The following is an 18,561-nucleotide window of genomic DNA, read 5'->3' as shown; positions in this document are numbered from 1 at the left end:
TTTACACCCCCTGACGCATGTTTGCAGCCTGAATCGTAGACTGTCTCTCGTTGAATCGCGACACGAAAGATTTTGGGAGCAAGTGATGCGCAAAGTTACCGCTGCCGTCATGGCCTCAACGCTGGCGTTCAGTGCGTTTAGCCAGGCTGCTGAAGCTATCATCAGCGATAACAGTCCCTTACAAGAGGGCGCAACGCAGAACAGCAGCCAAAGCCATATGTTTGACGGCATAAGTTTAACCGAACATCAGCGTCAACAGATGCGAGATCTGATGCAGAGGGCACGACACGACCAGCCCCCTGTTAATGTTAGCGAAATGGAGACAATGCATCGCCTTGTCACCGCAGAAAATTTTGACGAAAGCGCTGTTCGCGCTCAGGCCGAAAAAATGGCACAGGAACAGGTTGCCCGCCAGGTAGAGATGGCGAAGGTCCGCAACCAGATGTTCCATCTGCTAACGCCCGAGCAGCAAGCGGTTTTGAATGCCAGACATCAGCAGCGAATGGACCAGCTGCGCGAGGTTGCACGGATGCAGCGAAGCTCAGAAACGACGTTTTTCAGTAGCAATAGCAGTACCCGTAGTAACCAGTAAACCCTGTTTTCCTTGCCATAGACACCATCCCTGTCTTCCCCCACATGATGTGGGGGGTTTTTTTGCCCCGCATCCGCGCTGTTAACCGTTTATTCATCCTTAGACTCCCCATGCTTCCGTTATACTAGCGGCATGACATGACAGGAGCGTTTATGAATCAATCCTATGGAAGACTGGTAAGCCGGGCCGCCATTGCGGCGACCGTCATGGCCTCCAGCCTGTTACTGATTAAAATCTTTGCCTGGTGGTATACCGGCTCGGTCAGTATTCTGGCGGCGCTGGTGGACTCGCTGATGGACATTGCCGCCTCGTTGACCAACCTGCTGGTGGTGCGTTACTCGCTGCAGCCAGCGGATGAAGAGCACACATTTGGGCACGGCAAAGCGGAGTCGCTGGCCGCGCTGGCGCAAAGTATGTTCATTTCCGGCTCTGCGCTGTTCCTGTTTTTAACCGGCATTCAGCATCTCGTTTCGCCGACACCGATGAACGATCCCGGCGTGGGCGTAGTTGTGACGATCGTTGCGCTTATATGCACACTTGTTCTGGTAACGTTCCAGCGCTGGGTTGTTCGCAAAACGCAAAGTCAGGCTGTACGGGCGGATATGCTTCATTATCAATCTGATGTTATGATGAATGGGGCTATTCTTATTGCGCTCGGTCTGGCCTGGTATGGCTGGCATCGCGCCGATGCGTTATTTGCGTTAGGGATTGGTATCTATATTTTATATAGCGCCCTGCGGATGGGGTATGAAGCGGTGCAATCACTGCTTGACCGCGCCCTCCCGGACTCAGAACGTAATGAAATTTTTTCTATCGTGACCTCCTGGCCCGGCGTCAGCGGTGCACACGATCTTCGAACGCGGCAGTCAGGGCCGACCCGCTTTATTCAGATTCATATTGAAATGGAAGACAACCTGCCACTGGTTCAGGCTCACGTTATTGCTGAGCAGGTCGAGCAGGCGATTTTGCAGCGTTTTCCTGGTTCAGACGTCATCATTCACCAGGATCCCTGCTCGGTTGTACCCGGTCATGTTGGGCTTTCGTAATTCGTTGTAAAAAAGTGAGCCAGGCCAGCATTTTGTGTATAAATTACCGCCGTTTGGTCTGACCTGAATCAATTCAGCTGGAAGGGATTGATATACTATTTGCAGTATTCGTTGGTCGATAAGTTTCTTCCGGCAACAGATTTCAATTTTGCATTCCTAAGTTCAGAGGTAGTCATGATTAAGAAAATCGGTGTGTTGACAAGCGGCGGTGATGCGCCGGGCATGAACGCGGCAATTCGTGGTGTTGTCCGTGCAGCGCTGACGGAAGGCCTGGAAGTTTTTGGCGTTTATGACGGTTATCTGGGCCTGTATGAAGATCGTATGGTTCAGCTCGACCGTTACAGCGTGTCTGACATGATCAACCGTGGCGGTACTTTCCTCGGTTCCGCGCGCTTCCCGGAATTCCGTGATGAACACGTTCGTGAAGTGGCTATCGAAAACATGAAGAAACGCGGCCTGGACGCCCTGGTGGTTATCGGTGGTGACGGCTCCTACATGGGTGCAAAACGTCTGACCGAAATGGGCTTCCCGTGCATCGGTCTGCCGGGCACCATCGACAACGACATCAAAGGTACTGACTACACTATCGGCTTCTTTACTGCACTGGGTACCGTTGTTGAAGCGATTGACCGTCTGCGTGACACCTCTTCTTCTCACCAGCGTATCTCTATCGTTGAAGTGATGGGCCGTTACTGTGGCGACCTGACGCTGGCGGCAGCCATTGCGGGCGGTTGTGAATTTATCGTCGTGCCGGAAGTCGAATTTAGCCGTGAAGATCTGGTGGCTGAAATCAAAGCGGGCATCGCGAAAGGTAAAAAACACGCGATCGTGGCTATCACCGAGCACATCTGTGACGTTGACGAGCTGGCGAAGTACATCGAAGCCGAAACCAAACGCGAAACCCGCGCGACCGTACTGGGTCACATCCAGCGCGGCGGTTCCCCAGGCCCTTACGACCGTATTCTGGCGTCCCGTATGGGCGCGTACGCTATCGATCTGCTGCTGCAGGGTCACGGCGGCCGCTGCGTCGGTATTCAGAACGAAAAACTGGTTCACCACGACATCATCGACGCGATTGAAAACATGAAGCGTCCGTTCAAAGGTGACTGGCTGGACTGCGCGAAAAAACTGTACTGATCGGTTCTGTTGCCCGGTGGCGCTGCGCTTACCGGGCCTACAAAAGCACGACTCGTAGGCCGGGTAAGGCGTAGCCGCCACCCGGCTTTTTTATGCGCGCACGCTTTTTTTATTCCACTACGTTATAGCCAATCTTTTTTTATTCTTTAATCCTCGATTCGCTTTCTGGCACGCTGCATTCATCAAAACACTACACAAGAGAGCTGGGCGATGAATAAATGGGGCGTGGGTTTAACATTATTGCTGGCATCGACCAGCGTTCTGGCTAAGGATATCCAGTTACTGAACGTGTCATACGACCCGACGCGTGAACTGTACGAGCAATACAACAAAGCGTTTGCGGCACACTGGAAACAGGAAACCGGCGATAACGTGGTGGTTCGCCAGTCGCATGGCGGCTCCGGCAAGCAGGCGACGTCCGTGATAAACGGTATTGAAGCCGACGTGGTGACCCTGGCGCTGGCCTACGATGTCGACGCGATCGCCGAGCGCGGCCGCATCGACAAAAACTGGATCAAACGCCTGCCGGATAACTCCGCACCCTACACCTCGACCATCGTCTTCCTGGTGCGTAAAGGAAACCCGAAACAAATTAAAGACTGGAACGACCTGATCAAACCGGGCGTTTCTGTGATTACCCCGAACCCGAAAAGCTCCGGCGGCGCTCGCTGGAACTACCTGGGCGCATGGGGCTATGCACTGCATCACAACAATGGCGACCAGGCCAAAGCGCAGGAATTCGTGAAGGCGCTGTATAAAAACGTTGAGGTGCTGGACTCCGGCGCGCGTGGCGCCACCAACACCTTCGTCGAGCGCGGGATTGGCGACGTGCTGATTGCCTGGGAAAATGAAGCTCTGCTGGCGACCCACGAGCTGGGCAAAGACAAATTTGAGATCGTGACCCCGAGCGAATCGATTCTGGCTGAACCTACCGTCTCTGTAGTCGATAAAGTGGTTGAGAAAAAAGATACCAAAGCGGTGGCGGAAGCCTACCTGAAGTATCTGTACTCGCCAGAAGGCCAGGAAATTGCGGCGAAAAACTTCTATCGTCCACGCGATGCGGCGGTCGCCAAGAAATACGAAGGGGAGTTCCCAAAACTGAAGCTATTCACTATTGACGATGTGTTCGGCGGCTGGACCAAAGCGCAGAAAGAGCACTTCTCCAATGGCGGTACCTTCGACCAAATTAGCCAGCGCTAACCATTAGCCTGTGAAACGGTGACCCGGCGTGAGAAATCCGCCGGGTTTTTTATTTGGTCATCATTTTGCGTTACTCTTTTGCCTCTACTGAAAACAGGGAACGCGTTGTGAAAAAAATTATCTTATTGCTCCTCATTGTCATCGCCCTTGCCGCTGGCGGCGTGTACTGGATGAAGGCGGGTAATCCGAATGCGTTGCGCCATATCGTTCTCGACCAGTGCGTGCCGAATCAGATCCAGAACCGTAACCCGGCACCCTGCGCGCAGGTGAAAACGGATGCAGGCTATGTGGTATTTAAAGATCGCAACGGGCCGCTGCAATACCTGCTGATGCCGACATATCGCATCAACGGCACCGAGAGCCCGCTGCTGACCGACGCTCATACGCCGAACTTTTTCTGGCTGGCGTGGCAGTCGCGCAGCTTTATGACCCTGAAGCGTGGATCCGAGGTGCCTGACAGCGCCATTTCGCTGACGATTAACTCGCCGACTGGCCGCACGCAGAACCATTTTCATATTCATATATCCTGCCTGCGCCCGGACGTGCGCGAGAAGCTCAACGCGGCACAGGGAGAAATCAGCACCCAGTGGCTGCCTCTTTCGGGGGGGCTGGAAGGACATGAGTATCTTGCTCGCCGCGTGACGGAGAATGAACTGGTCAAGCGCAGCCCGTTTATGATGCTGGCGGAAGAGCTGCCGGAAGCGCGCGACCATATGGGGCGTTTCGCGCTGGCAATGGCGCAGCAGTCGGATGGCTCTTTTGTTTTGCTGGCGACCGAGCGTAACCTGCTCACGCTTAACCGCGCGTCAGCGGAGGAACTGCAGGATCATCAATGCACTATCCTGAAGTAACCCCACCATAAATCGCGTTTACTCGGGCTGCCTGTCACCGTAGACTTGCTGAAAAATTCTACAGGAGACAGGTATGTCGCTCTGGTTAACGTATCCTCTGCTGCTGCCCTCACTGATCGTTGGCGTCACCATCGTGCTGTGGGCGACGTCGCTATTGCCGGAATTTATCACCGCGCTGCTGTTCTTCACGGCGGCGATGACCGCCAGAATCGCCCCGCCGGAGGTCATCTTCGGCGGTTTTGCCTCGTCGGCTTTCTGGCTGGTATTCAGCGGCTTTGTGCTCGGCGTGGCGATCCGTAAAACCGGACTGGCTGACAGGGCCGCCCGGGCGCTGTCGGCAAAGCTCACCGACTCCTGGGTGTTGATGGTGGCGAGCGTGGTGCTGCTGAGCTACGCGCTGGCGTTTGTGATGCCGTCGAACATGGGACGTATTGCGCTGCTGATGCCGATTGTCGCGGCGATGGCAAAACGCGCCGGTATCGCCGACGGCTCCCGCGCCTGGTTCGGGCTGGCGCTGGCGGTGGGGTTCGGGACTTTCCAGCTTTCGGCGACGATCTTGCCTGCTAACGTCCCTAACCTGGTGATGAGCGGTGCGGCGGAAGGTTCGTACGGTATCCATCTGAACTATGTCCCGTATCTGCTGCTGCACACGCCGGTGCTCGGTATTCTCAAAGGCCTGATCCTGATTGGCCTCATCTGCTGGCTATTTCCCGGCAGCCCAAAACCGCCGAAGGAACAGGCGCCGTCTGAGCCTATGGGGCGGGATGAAAAGCGTCTCGCCTGGCTGCTGGCGGTGGTGCTGGGGATGTGGGTGACGGAGAGCTGGCACGGCGTGGGGCCGGCGTGGACGGGGCTGGCGGCGTCGATCGTCGTCATGCTGCCGCGCGTTGGCTTTATCACCGGGGAAGAATTTTCAGCGGGCGTGAACATGCGCACCTGTATTTACGTCGCGGGCATTCTTGGGCTGGCGATCGTGGTGACGCAAACCGGTATCGGAACGGCCGTGGGCGAGGCGTTGCTTCGCATTATGCCGCTGGATGCAGACAGGCCGTTCACCAGTTTCCTGGCGCTGACCGGTATTACCTCGGCGCTCAACTTCATTATGACCGCCAACGGCGTTCCGGCGCTGTACACCACTCTGGCGCAGAGTTTTTCGGACGCGACCGGTTTTCCGCTGCTGTCGGTAATCATGATTCAGGTGCTGGGCTATTCCACGCCGCTGCTGCCGTATCAGGCGTCGCCGATTGTGGTGGCTATGGGGCTCGGGAAGGTGCCTGCAAGGGCGGGGATGGTGCTCTGTCTGGCGCTGGCTATCGCAACGTATCTGGTACTGCTGCCGCTGGATTATCTGTGGTTTAGTTTGCTGGGGAAAGTGTAGTTCGGTGCGAGCGGTTTCCCCTCACCCCAACCCTCTCCCTAAGGGAGAGGGAGGAGAAGAGCGGCGGGTAAGCGCAAGCGCCACCCGCCACAAAGGCAATTACGCCTGTTTAGCCGCTTCTGCTGCCTTAACGATCACCGCGAAAGCGTCAGCTTTCAGGGATGCACCGCCAACCAGCGCGCCATCGATGTCTGGCTGGGTGAACAGCTCAGCAGCGTTGGAGGCGTTTACGGAACCGCCGTACTGGATAATCACTTGCTCAGCGACCTTCGCGTCGGCTTTAGCAATGTGGTCACGAATGAATTTGTGAACCGCCTGAGCCTGCGCAGGGGTTGCAGATTTGCCGGTACCGATCGCCCAGACTGGCTCGTATGCGATTACTGCGCCTTCGAACGCTGCCGCGCCCTGGGTTTTCAGCACTGCGTCGATCTGACGTGCGCACACTTCTTCGGTTTTGCCCGCTTCGTTTTCCGCTTCGGTTTCACCGATGCACAGAACCGGAATCAGACCCTGCTCTTTCAGCACGGCAAATTTCTTCGCGATGAACTCGTCGGATTCTTTGTGATAGGTGCGACGCTCGGAGTGGCCGATGATGATGTATTTCGCGCCGATATCTTTCAGCATTTCAGCGGAGGTTTCACCGGTGAACGCGCCAGACAGGTTAACGTCAACGTTCTGCGCGCCCAGAATGATGTGGCTGCCGTCAGCGGCGTGTTTAGCCAGATCCAGGTACATATCCGGCGGAGCGATAGCAACCGCGCAGCCCGTCACGCCAGCCAGCTCTTTACGCAGGTTCGCAACCAGTTCGTTTACCATGTGGCGGCTGCCGTTCAGTTTCCAGTTACCCATCACTAAAGGATGTCGCATTTCAATTCTCCACGCTAAATAAGCGAATTAAGGAATATGGCCACCCTGTCGGGCAGCATGGTCTGTGAATCAGTATAGAGATTTTCCCTCGAAAGGCTTTGCTTTTTGTCATTAATTCGCCCCGCCGAGGGTGTCAGATAGTGCCAGCTTAATCGGTTCAACAGCGAAGGTCAGTCCTTTTTCGCCGTTGTCCGCCACAACATAGCGGATCGCGCCTTCGGTATCAGCGTAGTAACGCTTGTTTTTCCCGGCGGTAAGGAGTTTTTGCAGCTTTTGTTGACTTTGCTTTTTCGTCAGCGCAGGGGTAAAGGCCTGCAATACCGCGCTCATGTACTCCAGCGCTTTCGCCTTAGCGGCTTTCTGCTCTGGCCCCTGTATCGGCAGCCAGGTGATTTGCATGCTTTTGATTTTTAACGTACCGCGCTCCAGCGCCGTGGAAGCATACAAATTCTCATTAATCTTGCTTGCCGCACGGGTCAGTGTGGGGGTATCGCGTGAGCCATCAATGGCGCGAAACTCATCCAGCGGCAGTGTGGGGTTGGTCTGATTGAAGGTTTCACGAAACTGGCTGATGGACTGATCGAACGACGGCGCGCCCGCCAGCAGATACGGTGCTGTGGTCGGGGCTGTGGTTTCGGCGGCGTGCAGGGGATAACCCGCGCTGAGCAGCGCTAAACACAGGAAAAGAGAACGTGCCGAACTTTTCATCAACATTGCCCCTGGCCGTAAGTGCTCATGATTAAAACGATATCTGCTCGGCTTGTCAAAAGGTCACAACTCCAGGGTAAAATGCGCGCTATACGATAATAAGGAACCTTACATGACCATACAGCAGTGGCTGTTTTCATTCAAAGGGCGTATTGGACGCCGTGATTTCTGGATCTGGATGGTGACGTGGGTTGTCGCCATGCTGCTTCTGTTTTTCGTTGCTTACAACGCCTGGCTGAGCACGCAAACGGCGGCCTTCGCGCTGGTCTGTTTACTATGGCCAACGGCGGCGGTTGTCGTAAAACGTCTGCACGATCGCGGACGTTCCGGCGCGTGGGCATTTCTGATTATTCTGGCGTGGATGCTGGTGGCGGGAAACTGGGCGATGCTTCCGTCCATCCTGCCGTGGGTCGTGGGCAGGATGGTACCGAGCATTATCTTCGTGATGATGATTGTCGATCTGGGCGCGTTTATTGGCACCCAGAGCGAAAACAAATACGGTAAAGACACCCTTGAGGTGAAATACCGCTGATCACCAGTAGTGTTCGGCGGTCATATGGCCCGGTCGGCGGCGAAGATGTTTCGTCATCTGCCGGGTATCCTTCAGAAGCTGCTGCGTGTCACGCACCATCTGCGGGTTGCCGCACAGCATGACGTGGCTGGTTTCAGCGTTCAGCGGCAAACCCACCGCGTCTTCCAGGGCTCCACTCTCAATTAACGCCGGCACGCGGCCGTTAAGCGCTCCTGCTACGGTTTCGCGGCTGACCACCGTCTGAATCTTTAACTTTCCGCCGTACTGCTGTTCAAGCGCCTGCATCTGCGGCAAATAGCTCAGGTCTGCAGCGTAGCGTGCAGCGTGCACCAGCACGATGTTTTTAAAGCGCTCCAGGTCTTTGCCGTACTGCAAAATAGAGAGATAAGGGCCGATGGCCGTACCGGTTGCCAGCATCCAGAGCGTGTCACAGTCAGGGATCTCTTCGAGCACAAAGAAGCCTGCCGCTTCACTTACAATTTGCACCTCGTCGCCGGGCTTAAGGGCGGCAAGGCGCGGGCTGAGCTTACCGTCAGGAACGGTGACCAGATAGAACTCGAGGTCCGGGTTATCAGGCGCGTTAACGTAAGAGTAGGCGCGCTGCACGCGCTCGCCGTCGACATCCAGCCCCAGCTTCGCAAATTGCCCGGCTTTAAACGGGTGAACGGGAGCATGTACGGTGAGACTAAATAGCGCATCGGTCCAGAACTGTACCTTTGTGACTTTACCTGTTACCCAGTCCGCCATGATCTTCTCCTGTGCTGTTTCTCTGTTCTATCTTCCGTACTTGTGGTGACAATTTCCAGCCCGTCAGGGCCGGAAAGCTCTATCGATCAAACGGTTTTACAGAATGTGCGTCTGCACATCCGGGTCTTTGCGGTCGAGATAGTGGATAGACTGGATGCGGCGAATGGTGCGTGATTTACCGCGAATCAGCAGCGTTTCAGTGGTGGCCATATTACCCTTGCGGGTGATGCCGTCCAGCAGATCGCCTTTGGTGATGCCGGTCGCCGAGAAGACAACGTTATCGCTACGCGCCATTTCGTCCAGAGCCAGCACTTTATTGGCCTCGATGCCCATCGCTTCGCAGCGCGCCAGCTCGTTTTCCCCGATGCGGCGGTTCTCTTCGCTGTCGCCTTTTACCTCATGGCGGGGCAGCAGACGGGCCTGCATATCGCCATCCAGCGCGCGGATCACTGCCGCGGAGACCACACCTTCCGGCGCGCCGCCGATGCCGTACAGCACGTCGACTTCGCTATCCGGCATGCAGGTCAGGATCGAGGCGGCAACGTCACCGTCAGGGATAGCAAACACGCGCACGCCGAGCTTTTGCATCTGCGCGATGGTGGCGTCGTGGCGCGGTTTCGCCAGAATCGTCACGGTAAGTTCGCTAAGGGGTTTGTCCAGGGCTTTGGCGATGTTGTGCAGGTTCTCTTCCAGCGGCAGGCTAAGGTCGATTGCGCCTTTTGCGCCTGGACCGACAATCAGCTTTTCCATGTACATGTCAGGCGCGTTGAGGAAGCAGCCCTTATCGCCCACGGCCAGCACCGCTAACGCATTGGCCTGACCCATTGCCGTCATGCGGGTGCCTTCGATCGGGTCGACCGCGATATCCACGGCATCGCCTTTGCCGGTACCGACTTTTTCACCGATATAGAGCATCGGCGCTTCGTCGATCTCGCCTTCGCCGATCACGATGGTGCCGTCGATGTTGACCTGGTTAAGCACAATGCGCATGGCATGGACGGCTGCGCCGTCTGCGGTATTTTTGTCGCCACGGCCCAGCCATTTATAGCCTGCAAGGGCGGCTGCTTCGGTGACGCGGGAAAACTCGATAGCAAGTTCACGTTTCATGAGGTACTCGTGCAATCAAAAGGAATTGCACGAAGTTTATCACAGAGTGGGGAGGGGGGGGGGGACCGGTGCGGTTGGAGCCCCTCACCCCGGCCCTCTCCCCAAAGGGAAGAGGGTGTTTTAAGTTCCCTCTCCCCTTTGGGGAGAGGGTTGGGTGAGGGGTGAGTCTGTCTTACTCGTCGTGCTCTTCCCACGCCAGGGCGCGTTTCACCGCTTTTTTCCAGCCGCTGTAGCGGAAGTTACGCTCGGTGGTTTCGATGCCCGGACGGAATTCGCGTTCGATAACCGCTTTTTCCTGCAGCTCGTCCAGGTTCTGCCAGAAGCCGACCGCCAGGCCGGCAAGGTACGCCGCGCCCAGCGCCGTCACTTCACGCACTTCAGGGCGCTCAACGCGGGTGCCGAGAATGTCGGACTGGAACTGCATCAGGAAGTTATTCGCTACCGCACCGCCGTCCACGCGCAGGGCGTGCAGACGAATGCCGGAGTCCGCCTGCATCGCTTCCAGCACGTCGCGCGTCTGGTAGGCGATGGATTCGAGAGTAGCGCGAATAATGTGGTTAGAGTTCACGCCGCGCGTCAGGCCGAAAATCGCCCCGCGTGCATACGGATCCCAGTACGGCGCGCCCAGACCGGTGAACGCAGGCACCACGTAAACGCCGTTGGTGTCTTTCACTTTGGTCGCGAAGTACTCGGAGTCGAACGCATCGCTGATCAGCTTCATCTCGTCGCGCAGCCACTGAATGGATGCACCCGCCATGAACACCGCACCTTCCAGCGCATAGTTCACTTCGCCGCGCGGGCCGCAGGCGATGGTGGTCAGCAGGCCGTTTTCTGATTTCACCGCTTTCTCGCCGGTGTTCATCAGCATAAAGCAGCCGGTGCCGTAGGTGTTCTTCGCCATCCCTTCCTTGACGCACAGCTGGCCGAACAGCGCCGCCTGCTGGTCACCGGCGATACCGGCGATAGGAATACGGGTGCCGCCTTTACCGCCGATGTTGGTCTGACCGTACACTTCTGAAGACTTACGCACTTCAGGCAGCATCGCGCGCGGAATGTCCAGCGCGTCCAGCATCTTGTCATCCCACTCCAGGGTGTTGATATTGAACAGCATGGTACGCGAGGCGTTGGTGTAGTCGGTGACGTGAACGCGTCCCTGGGTCATCTTCCAGATAAGCCAGGTATCGACGGTACCGAACAGCAGCTCGCCGCGTTTTGCACGCTCACGTGAACCTTCCACGTGGTCGAGGATCCATTTCACTTTGGTGCCGGAGAAATACGGGTCAACCACCAGACCGGTGGCGCTGCGCACGTACTCTTCCATACCGTCGCGCTTCAGCTGTTCGCAGATCTCGGATGTACGGCGGCACTGCCAGACGATAGCGTTGTAAATGGGCTTACCGGTTTCGCGTTCCCAGACCACGGTAGTTTCACGCTGGTTGGTGATACCAATCGCGGCAATCTCGTCGGAACTGATATCGGCTTTCGCCAGCACTTCGACCAGCGTGGAGCTTTGTGATGCCCAAATCTCCATCGGGTCGTGTTCTACCCAGCCTGGACGAGGATAAATTTGCTCAAATTCGCGCTGTGACACGCTGACGATGTTCGCGTCATGATCCATTACGACAGCGCGGGAGCTGGTAGTGCCCTGGTCGAGCGCAACGATATATTTTTTTTCGGTCATGGTATGTGTCCCGTAGTCAGATTACAGCGAAGCTTTTTGTTGTGCGGTAGAAGTCGTTTCCTTCTCCTCTTCCACACAGGTGTCGCACGGTAAGTGGCGACCAATTAATTTGCGGTAGCTAAACGCACCCAGCGCAGCCCCGACAACCGGCGCAAACAGCGGTACCAGGAAGTAAGGAATGTCTTTACCGCCGGTGAAGGCCACGTCGCCCCAGCCTGCGATAAAGGCGAACGCTTTTGGTCCGATATCACGTGCCGGGTTCATCGCGAAGCCGGTGAGCGGGCCCATGGATGCGCCAATCACCGCAATCAGCAAACCAATCAGCAGGGGTGCCAGCGGGCCGCGCGGAATGCCGTTTCCGTCGTCGGTCAGCGCCAGGATAACGCCCATCAGAATAGCGGTAATCACCATTTCAACTGCGAACGCCTGCACAAAATTGATATGCGGGTTAGGGTAGGTTGAGAAGATGCCTGCCAGATCCAGACTTTCGACGCTGCCGCGTACCATATGATGCGTCTGTTCGAAGTCGATGAAAAGATTGTAATAAAGCCCGTAAACTAACGCCGCTGCGCAAAACGCGCCGGCAAACTGAGAAAGAATGAAAGGAACAACTTTGCGTCCGTCGAAGCACGCGAACAGCCAAAGTGCGATTGTCACCGCCGGGTTAAGATGTGCACCAGAAACCCCTGCGGTCAGGTAGATGGCCATCGCCACGCCCAGACCCCAGATGATACTGATTTCCCACTGACCAAAACTGGCACCCGCCACTTTCAGTGCAGCGACACAGCCCACTCCGAAGAATATCAACAACCCGGTACCAAGGAACTCGGCAATGCACTGGCCTTTTAAGGTTGATGTCTGACTCATAATCGGAATCCTGAAGAAATTGATGTTTATTGTTAGCATGGCCGCCCGTGACAGCCACGATGCCCTGTAGACATAGTGTTAATTTATCGTTAACGAGCAAAAACGAGAAATATCGAAATCAAAATGTGTGGTCTGCGTCAATAAAATGAGCGTTTTCGCGCCATAAAGCACATTTTTGCAGCAGTACAGGATCCGTGCAGGAATGTGAGCTGAATCATTTCATTAACGAATCAGTTAACAATTTAGGGGTATATGACGCGAACGCACCAGGACCAGACCTAAAAGTGTTGCAAACCGCGATCTGCGCGGTGTGTCGCTGGACACAGAGCGCCGCGCTCCATACAATCGACGGTATATGTCGTGCGCGTTTATGTTAAAGCGTCGCCTTGCAATTCAGGAGAGGTAGCATCATGTCTTTAGAAGTGTTTGAGAAACTGGAATCGAAAGTACAGCAGGCGATTGACACCATCACCCTGCTGCAGATGGAAATTGAAGAGCTGAAAGAGAAGAACAACAGCCTGGCGCAGGAAGTTCAGAACGCTCAGCACGGCCGCGAAGAACTGGAGCGCGAAAACAACCAGCTGCGCGAACAGCAGAACGGCTGGCAGGATCGCCTGCAGGCGCTGCTGGGACGTATGGAAGAGGTCTAATTCCCATTGGGAAGAACTGAACAGGCCGGGTAAGGCGAAGCCGCCACCCGGCTTTTTTTATGGTTTGATGTCAGTCGGCGATCACCATAAAAAAGGCCGCCAAAGGCGGCCTTAACGCTACTTGTCCTGCGCTGTCATAGCAAAAGCAACGAACACATTGGGTTCATCACTCTTTACAACGAGTACGCTGGCGACAATGAACGCGATACATAAATAGCGTTTCATTATGCGGTCCCTGCAGCTAACCGCTCCACCGTTCACCACCGGTGATAAGCCGGTGGACACAAGCCCTGGTATTAGCCTGCTTTACGGTAGTGAATACACCTTTCCCTGGACCGATGCCCATTTGCGAGATGGCGGAAAGGGACGCTTCATCATAATGAGCATCAACCGTGGAGTTAAGGTATTCATAGACAATTAGGATTTTATAAAGGTTCTGAGGGGTTGCCCAAGGTTTGGACGAGAGTATGATGAAACTCCCTGGTGTTAGTCTGCAAAACTTCCCAACGGACCGCGAATCCTGAGGGGACAAAAAAACCGCCACATTGCTGTTGGCGGTTTTTTTATGGTTCTCGCTGACTTTTTACTACTCGATATCCAGCGGGTCTTCGGACAGGATAATGCCGGTATTATCGGCGTAGAGATGGTCCCCGGAGAAGAAGGTCACGCCGCCGAAATTGACGCGCACGTCGCTTTCGCCGATGCCGTCACCCGCCGCTCCTACCGGTATGGCCGCGATGGCCTGAATCCCGATATCCAGGTCTTCCAGATCGTCCACCTGACGTACGGAACCGTACACCACAAGGCCTTCCCACTCATTCTGAACGGCAATGCCGGCCAGTTCAGCATCTATTAATGCACGGCGCACGGAACCGCCGCCGTCGACCACAAGAACGCGGCCGCGGCCATTCTGTTCGAGCAGATCGTACAGCAACCCGTTGTCCTCGAAACATTTCACCGTGACGATTTGACCGCCAAACGACGACCTCCCACCAAAGTTGGAGAACAGCGGTTCAACGACGTTGACATCTTCCTGGTAGATGTCACAAAGCTCGGAGGTATCGTATTTCATAGGTTTAACGCTCAGTTGCTGCGAATGTGTTCAGTATATCGTGCGAAATGCGTTGTTGGCAAAATCATCAATTGTTAATTGATATTTGTCAGCTAACGCAGCGTCTGGCTTAACACAATCCCGATGACGAACAAAAGGTTAGTCAGCAACGCGCCTTTTACCGTACGTTCCAGCATCGGCGGCATGGCGGACGGGCTGAGTTCACGCATCACAAAGCGGGCCTGCTTAATCAGCAGCGGCGCGGCAAGCACAAACAGCCAGCCCCACAAGCTCTGCAAGGAAATCAGGTTAAACAGCGCCAGGCAAACCAGCGCGCCAATGAGCAGGCAGGCGTGATAGCGGCGCGCATTGACCGGCCCCAGACGAACCGCCAGGGTATTTTTGCCGTTCTCGCGATCGCTGTCGATGTCGCGCAGGTTGTTGATGTTGAGCACCGCCGTCGCCAGCAGGCCGCAGGCGGTCGCGGGCAGGAACAGGGCAGGGATCACCGTATGCGCCTGCAGGTACCAGCTTCCCATCACGCTCAGCCAGCCGAAGAACACCAGTACGGAGATATCCCCTAGCCCAATATAACCGTAAGGACGCGTGCCGACGGTGTAGGTGATGGCCGCGATAATGGCCAGTAAACCCAGTACCAGGAAGCCAATGAAATCGCTGGTGGTCTTAGACGCCACCGTCACCAGCGCCAGGCCGGATACGCAGATCAGCACTACGGTGATAATCAGCGCGCGTTTCATCTGCGCCTGGGTAATCACCCCTTTCTGCATTCCGCGCAGTGGCCCTATGCGGTCCGGCTTGTCGCTGCCCTTTACCGCGTCGCCGTAGTCGTTGGCGAGATTAGAGAGAATTTGCAGCAGGCCGGCGGTAATCAGTGCCAGCGCGGCGACCAGCGGATCAAAATAACCCTGCCACCAGGCAAGGGCGGTGCCGACGATAATCGCGGCAAAGGCCAGAGGAAGCGTTTTAGGGCGCAGACTTTCGAGCCACGCCTGAGTACGGCTGATGTCAGTCATAAGTATTTAGCCAATAAAAATGGGGGCATTAGCCCCCATTAAACGTGATGAGAATCCAGTAACCGCGATTATAGGATAAAACGGCTCAGATCTTCATCTGCCACTAACGCATCCAGATGTTTACTCACATATTCTGCGTCAATGGTAACGGTTTGACCGTTAAGGTCGCTCGCGTCGTAAGAGATATCTTCCACCAGGCGTTCCAGCACGGTATGCAGGCGACGCGCACCGATGTTCTCGGTGGTTTCGTTGACCTGCCATGCGGCCTGGGCAATACGCTTGATACCGTCTTCAGTGAACTCGAGGTTCACGCCTTCGGTCGCCATCAGCGCTTTGTACTGTACGGTAGCAGAGGCGTTCGGCTCGGTCAGGATACGTTCGAAATCTTCGGTGGTCAGCGCCTGCAGCTCAACGCGAATTGGCAGACGCCCCTGCAGTTCGGGGATCAGATCCGACGGGCTGGCAACCTGGAACGCCCCTGAAGCGATAAACAGGATGTGGTCCGTTTTCACCATGCCGTGCTTGGTGGAGACGGTGCAGCCTTCAACCAGCGGCAGCAGGTCGCGCTGAACGCCTTCGCGGGATACGTCCGGGCCGGAGCTGTTGCCGCCGCGCTTACAAATTTTGTCGATTTCGTCGATAAACACGATACCGTGCTGCTCAACCGCGTCGATAGCGTCCTGCTTCAGCTCTTCCGGGTTTACCAGCTTCGCCGCTTCTTCTTCAATCAGCAGCTTCATCGCGTCTTTGATTTTCAGCTTACGCGCTTTCTGCTTCTGGCCGCCCAGGTTCTGGAACATGGACTGCAGCTGGCTAGTCATCTCTTCCATGCCCGGAGGCGCCATGATTTCCACACCCATTGGCGCGGCAGCGAGATCGATCTCAATCTCTTTGTCGTCCAGCTGGCCTTCACGCAGTTTTTTGCGGAATGCCTGGCGCGCCGCGGATGGTTCCGCCTGCTGCTCTGCCTGGCCCCAGTTGTTTTTTGCCGGTGGGATCAGCACGTCGAGGATGCGCTCTTCAGCCATCTCTTCCGCGCGATAGCGGTTTTTCTCGATCGCCTGGACGCGCACCATCTTGATCGCCGAGTCGGTCAGATCGCGGATGATGGAGTCCACTTCTTTACCCACATAGCCCACTTCGGTGAACTTGGTGGCTTCAACCTTGATGAACGGCGCGTTAGCCAGCTTCGCCAGACGACGGGCGATTTCGGTTTTACCGACGCCGGTCGGGCCGATCATCAGAATGTTTTTCGGCGTCACTTCGTGGCGCAGCTCTTCATCAAGCTGCATACGACGCCAGCGGTTACGCAGGGCGATAGCCACCGAACGCTTGGCGTTATCCTGGCCGATAATGTGTTTGTTCAGTTCGCTGACAATTTCGCGTGGGGTCATTTCAGACATGGGAGATCCTTACGCTTTAGAGGTCAATTCTTCGATGGTGTGGTTGTGGTTGGTATAAATGCAGATATCACCTGCAATATCCAACGCCTTCACCGCGATATCACGCGCGTTCATGTCGGTATTTTCCAACAGCGCGCGGGCTGCAGCCTGGGCATAAGGGCCGCCAGAGCCGATGGCAATAAGATCATTTTCCGGCTGAATGACGTCACCGTTACCGGTGATGATCAGCGAGGCGGTTTCATCGGCCACTGCCAGCAGCGCTTCGAGCTTGCGCAGCATGCGGTCGGTACGCCAGTCTTTCGCCAGCTCAACGGCAGCTTTCACCAGATGACCCTGGTGCATTTCCAGTTTGCGTTCAAACAGTTCAAACAGCGTAAAGGCGTCCGCCGTGCCGCCAGCAAAACCGGCGATCACTTTGTCGTTGTAGAGGCGGCGCACTTTCTTCACGTTGCCTTTCATGACGGTATTACCCAGCGTGGCCTGGCCATCACCGGCGATTACCACATGGCCGTTACGGCGTACACTTACTATTGTTGTCACGAGCAGACCCCCTGGTTACAGAATCGGGAAACAGAAGCCCTGAGCCTGTGCTCAGGGCTGAATTAAATGATAGATGGGGGGGATTTCGGGGGTTTCAACCCCCGGAGGCGAGTCGAATGCAGTTTGTGTGGCCGGCGATTTTCAAACGAGAAATGGTGCCATCGGCATTTTCTTTGCCTTTGACCGGACCAATCACCACGCGATTCCAGCCGTTATTGGTGGTAATACGCGAATCAAACCCTTCAAAGGCCAGCTGAGCACGTACCGTTTCCGCCTGCTCTGCGCCTTTGAACGAACCGCACTGTACCATCCAGCGGCGCTCGTCTTTTTTCTCAGCCGTCTGCTTCGGCGCTTCGGTCTCTTTGGTCACCGGCGCGGCCTGCTGCGTTTTCGGCTGCTGCGCGGTGGTATGCGCTGGCGTCTGGAGCAGATCCTGATACGGCTGAGCCGCCTGTTTCTGCGGCTGCGTTTTCGGCTGCTGCTGGACAGGCTGAGACTGCGCCGTACGCGTCTGCTGCTGGTATGGCTGTTCCGTTACCCGCGGCTGTGCTTTCGGCTGCTGCACCGGCTGGGTTTGCGCCCACTGCTGCTGTTGTTGCTGCTGCTGGATCTGCTGTTGCGCCTGACGTCGCTGCAGCGTTTGCTGGCGCTGTGCCGGCGTCTGCTCATTCCACGGTACTTCGTTCAGCTGCGTAGGCTGCTGGCGCATATCGGCCTGCATTTGGGCCAGCAGCTGACGCTGTTCATCCGTCAGCTGATTCGCATTCTGCACTTCACCACCCGCAGAAGGTTCGGTTGGCGCACGCACCCCAGGCTGACGGCTTTCCAGCTCTTTGATATACCGCCAGCGCTCTTCAGGCTTCGGAGGAAGGCCATTTCCGGCAACTTTACTGGCCTGAAGCGCCTCAGACTCTTCTTTTTTATGGTGCGTGATGAAGTACAGGCCACCAATAAAGGCGACGACTACAGCCGCAGCAATAGCGACCATTGCTGGCGAGACAGCAGGCAGGTTACGTTGCTTTTTCCTTGAGCTACTCTTTTTGCGTCGCGAAGGTGCCGGCTGGCCGCGACGTACATAATCTCGTTGTGCCACTATCGTTTCGCTGTATTTATTCGTTCGTCAGTCCGCCATGTTACTTAAGCGGCGGGGCTTTGACCAGATAAGGGTAT

At 55.9% G+C, this 18,561-nt stretch carries 19 protein-coding genes; 8 read left to right on the top strand and 11 right to left on the bottom strand.

The window, feature by feature from the left end; translation table 11 throughout:
* Positions 1-85 precede the first annotated feature (85 nt).
* The 6 genes from cpxP (at position 86) to HB664_RS02895 (ending at position 6,204) form a co-directional block, all read left to right on the top strand.
* A complete protein-coding gene (gene cpxP / locus HB664_RS02920; protein WP_032662714.1) occupies positions 86-592 on the top strand; it encodes a cell-envelope stress modulator CpxP in 507 nt (168 codons plus the stop codon).
* A 152-nt stretch (positions 593-744) separates the two neighbouring features.
* Complete coding sequence (gene fieF / locus HB664_RS02915; protein WP_023309697.1) at positions 745-1,638, top strand: CDF family cation-efflux transporter FieF; 894 nt, start codon at positions 745-747, stop codon at positions 1,636-1,638.
* 174 nt (positions 1,639-1,812) lie between these two features.
* The gene (gene pfkA, locus HB664_RS02910) at positions 1,813-2,775 is read left to right on the top strand and encodes a 6-phosphofructokinase (protein ID WP_023309696.1); all 963 of its coding nucleotides are present in this window, start codon (positions 1,813-1,815) and stop codon (positions 2,773-2,775) included.
* A 210-nt stretch (positions 2,776-2,985) separates the two neighbouring features.
* Complete coding sequence (locus HB664_RS02905) at positions 2,986-3,975, top strand: sulfate ABC transporter substrate-binding protein (RefSeq protein ID WP_023309695.1); 990 nt, start codon at positions 2,986-2,988, stop codon at positions 3,973-3,975.
* A 107-nt stretch (positions 3,976-4,082) separates the two neighbouring features.
* Positions 4,083-4,826, top strand: coding sequence for a CDP-diacylglycerol diphosphatase (locus HB664_RS02900; RefSeq protein WP_033146943.1), 744 nt, complete (start codon positions 4,083-4,085; stop codon positions 4,824-4,826).
* A 73-nt stretch (positions 4,827-4,899) separates the two neighbouring features.
* The gene (locus HB664_RS02895) at positions 4,900-6,204 is read left to right on the top strand and encodes an SLC13 family permease (protein ID WP_219940333.1); all 1,305 of its coding nucleotides are present in this window, start codon (positions 4,900-4,902) and stop codon (positions 6,202-6,204) included.
* A gap of 99 nt (positions 6,205-6,303) precedes the next feature.
* Here HB664_RS02895 and tpiA read toward each other — a convergent pair whose 3' ends face one another.
* Together tpiA and HB664_RS02885 are read right to left on the bottom strand one after the other, a co-directional pair.
* Positions 6,304-7,071, bottom strand: a complete 768-nt coding sequence (gene tpiA, locus HB664_RS02890; protein ID WP_014172206.1) for a triose-phosphate isomerase — start codon at positions 7,069-7,071, stop codon at positions 6,304-6,306.
* Between the two features lie 111 nt (positions 7,072-7,182).
* Entirely contained in the window at positions 7,183-7,779 is a 597-nt protein-coding gene (locus tag HB664_RS02885) for a DUF1454 family protein (RefSeq protein WP_023309692.1), read from the bottom strand.
* 112 nt (positions 7,780-7,891) lie between these two features.
* Between HB664_RS02885 and HB664_RS02880 the strand changes: the two genes are divergently transcribed.
* Positions 7,892-8,311: a DUF805 domain-containing protein gene (locus tag HB664_RS02880; RefSeq protein ID WP_198886934.1), complete on the top strand. Its 420-nt coding sequence runs from the start codon at positions 7,892-7,894 to the stop codon at positions 8,309-8,311.
* Here the strand turns inward: HB664_RS02880 and fpr are convergent, their stop codons facing one another.
* The 4 genes from fpr to HB664_RS02860 all read right to left on the bottom strand — a co-directional run bounded on the left by fpr (position 8,312) and on the right by HB664_RS02860 (position 12,713).
* Positions 8,312-9,058, bottom strand: a complete 747-nt coding sequence (fpr, locus tag HB664_RS02875; RefSeq protein ID WP_202774824.1) for a ferredoxin--NADP(+) reductase — start codon at positions 9,056-9,058, stop codon at positions 8,312-8,314. It lies immediately after the preceding gene.
* 96 nt (positions 9,059-9,154) lie between these two features.
* Entirely contained in the window at positions 9,155-10,165 is a 1,011-nt protein-coding gene (gene glpX, locus HB664_RS02870; RefSeq protein ID WP_219940332.1) for a class II fructose-bisphosphatase, read from the bottom strand.
* A 172-nt stretch (positions 10,166-10,337) separates the two neighbouring features.
* The gene (gene glpK / locus HB664_RS02865; RefSeq protein ID WP_023333857.1) at positions 10,338-11,846 is read right to left on the bottom strand and encodes a glycerol kinase GlpK; all 1,509 of its coding nucleotides are present in this window, start codon (positions 11,844-11,846) and stop codon (positions 10,338-10,340) included.
* A 21-nt stretch (positions 11,847-11,867) separates the two neighbouring features.
* Positions 11,868-12,713 (bottom strand): MIP/aquaporin family protein, encoded by an 846-nt coding sequence (locus tag HB664_RS02860; RefSeq protein ID WP_014885705.1) that lies wholly within the window; start codon positions 12,711-12,713, stop codon positions 11,868-11,870.
* A gap of 410 nt (positions 12,714-13,123) precedes the next feature.
* On the opposite strand from HB664_RS02860, the gene zapB reads away from it, so the two are divergent.
* Positions 13,124-13,363, top strand: coding sequence for a septal ring assembly protein ZapB (zapB, locus tag HB664_RS02855; protein ID WP_010436935.1), 240 nt, complete (start codon positions 13,124-13,126; stop codon positions 13,361-13,363).
* A 586-nt stretch (positions 13,364-13,949) separates the two neighbouring features.
* Here zapB and rraA read toward each other — a convergent pair.
* From rraA to ftsN, 5 genes are all read right to left on the bottom strand, one after another.
* Positions 13,950-14,435: a ribonuclease E activity regulator RraA gene (gene rraA / locus HB664_RS02850; protein ID WP_023309687.1), complete on the bottom strand. Its 486-nt coding sequence runs from the start codon at positions 14,433-14,435 to the stop codon at positions 13,950-13,952.
* A 92-nt stretch (positions 14,436-14,527) separates the two neighbouring features.
* Complete coding sequence (gene menA / locus HB664_RS02845) at positions 14,528-15,448, bottom strand: 1,4-dihydroxy-2-naphthoate polyprenyltransferase (RefSeq protein ID WP_033146936.1); 921 nt, start codon at positions 15,446-15,448, stop codon at positions 14,528-14,530.
* 68 nt (positions 15,449-15,516) lie between these two features.
* Positions 15,517-16,851: an HslU--HslV peptidase ATPase subunit gene (hslU, locus tag HB664_RS02840; protein ID WP_023309685.1), complete on the bottom strand. Its 1,335-nt coding sequence runs from the start codon at positions 16,849-16,851 to the stop codon at positions 15,517-15,519.
* A 9-nt stretch (positions 16,852-16,860) separates the two neighbouring features.
* Positions 16,861-17,391 carry an ATP-dependent protease subunit HslV gene (gene hslV / locus HB664_RS02835; protein WP_008501802.1) on the bottom strand — a complete coding sequence of 177 codons (531 nt, stop codon included), beginning with the start codon at positions 17,389-17,391 and terminating at the stop codon, positions 16,861-16,863.
* Between the two features lie 94 nt (positions 17,392-17,485).
* Complete coding sequence (ftsN, locus tag HB664_RS02830; RefSeq protein WP_047646961.1) at positions 17,486-18,484, bottom strand: cell division protein FtsN; 999 nt, start codon at positions 18,482-18,484, stop codon at positions 17,486-17,488.
* Positions 18,485-18,561 lie beyond the last annotated feature (77 nt).

The organism is Enterobacter sp. DNB-S2, from assembly GCF_019443845.1.
In the GTDB taxonomy this organism is placed as follows: Bacteria; Pseudomonadota; Gammaproteobacteria; order Enterobacterales; family Enterobacteriaceae; genus Enterobacter; species Enterobacter asburiae_B.
This window is presented reverse-complemented; position numbering and strand designations above follow the sequence as displayed.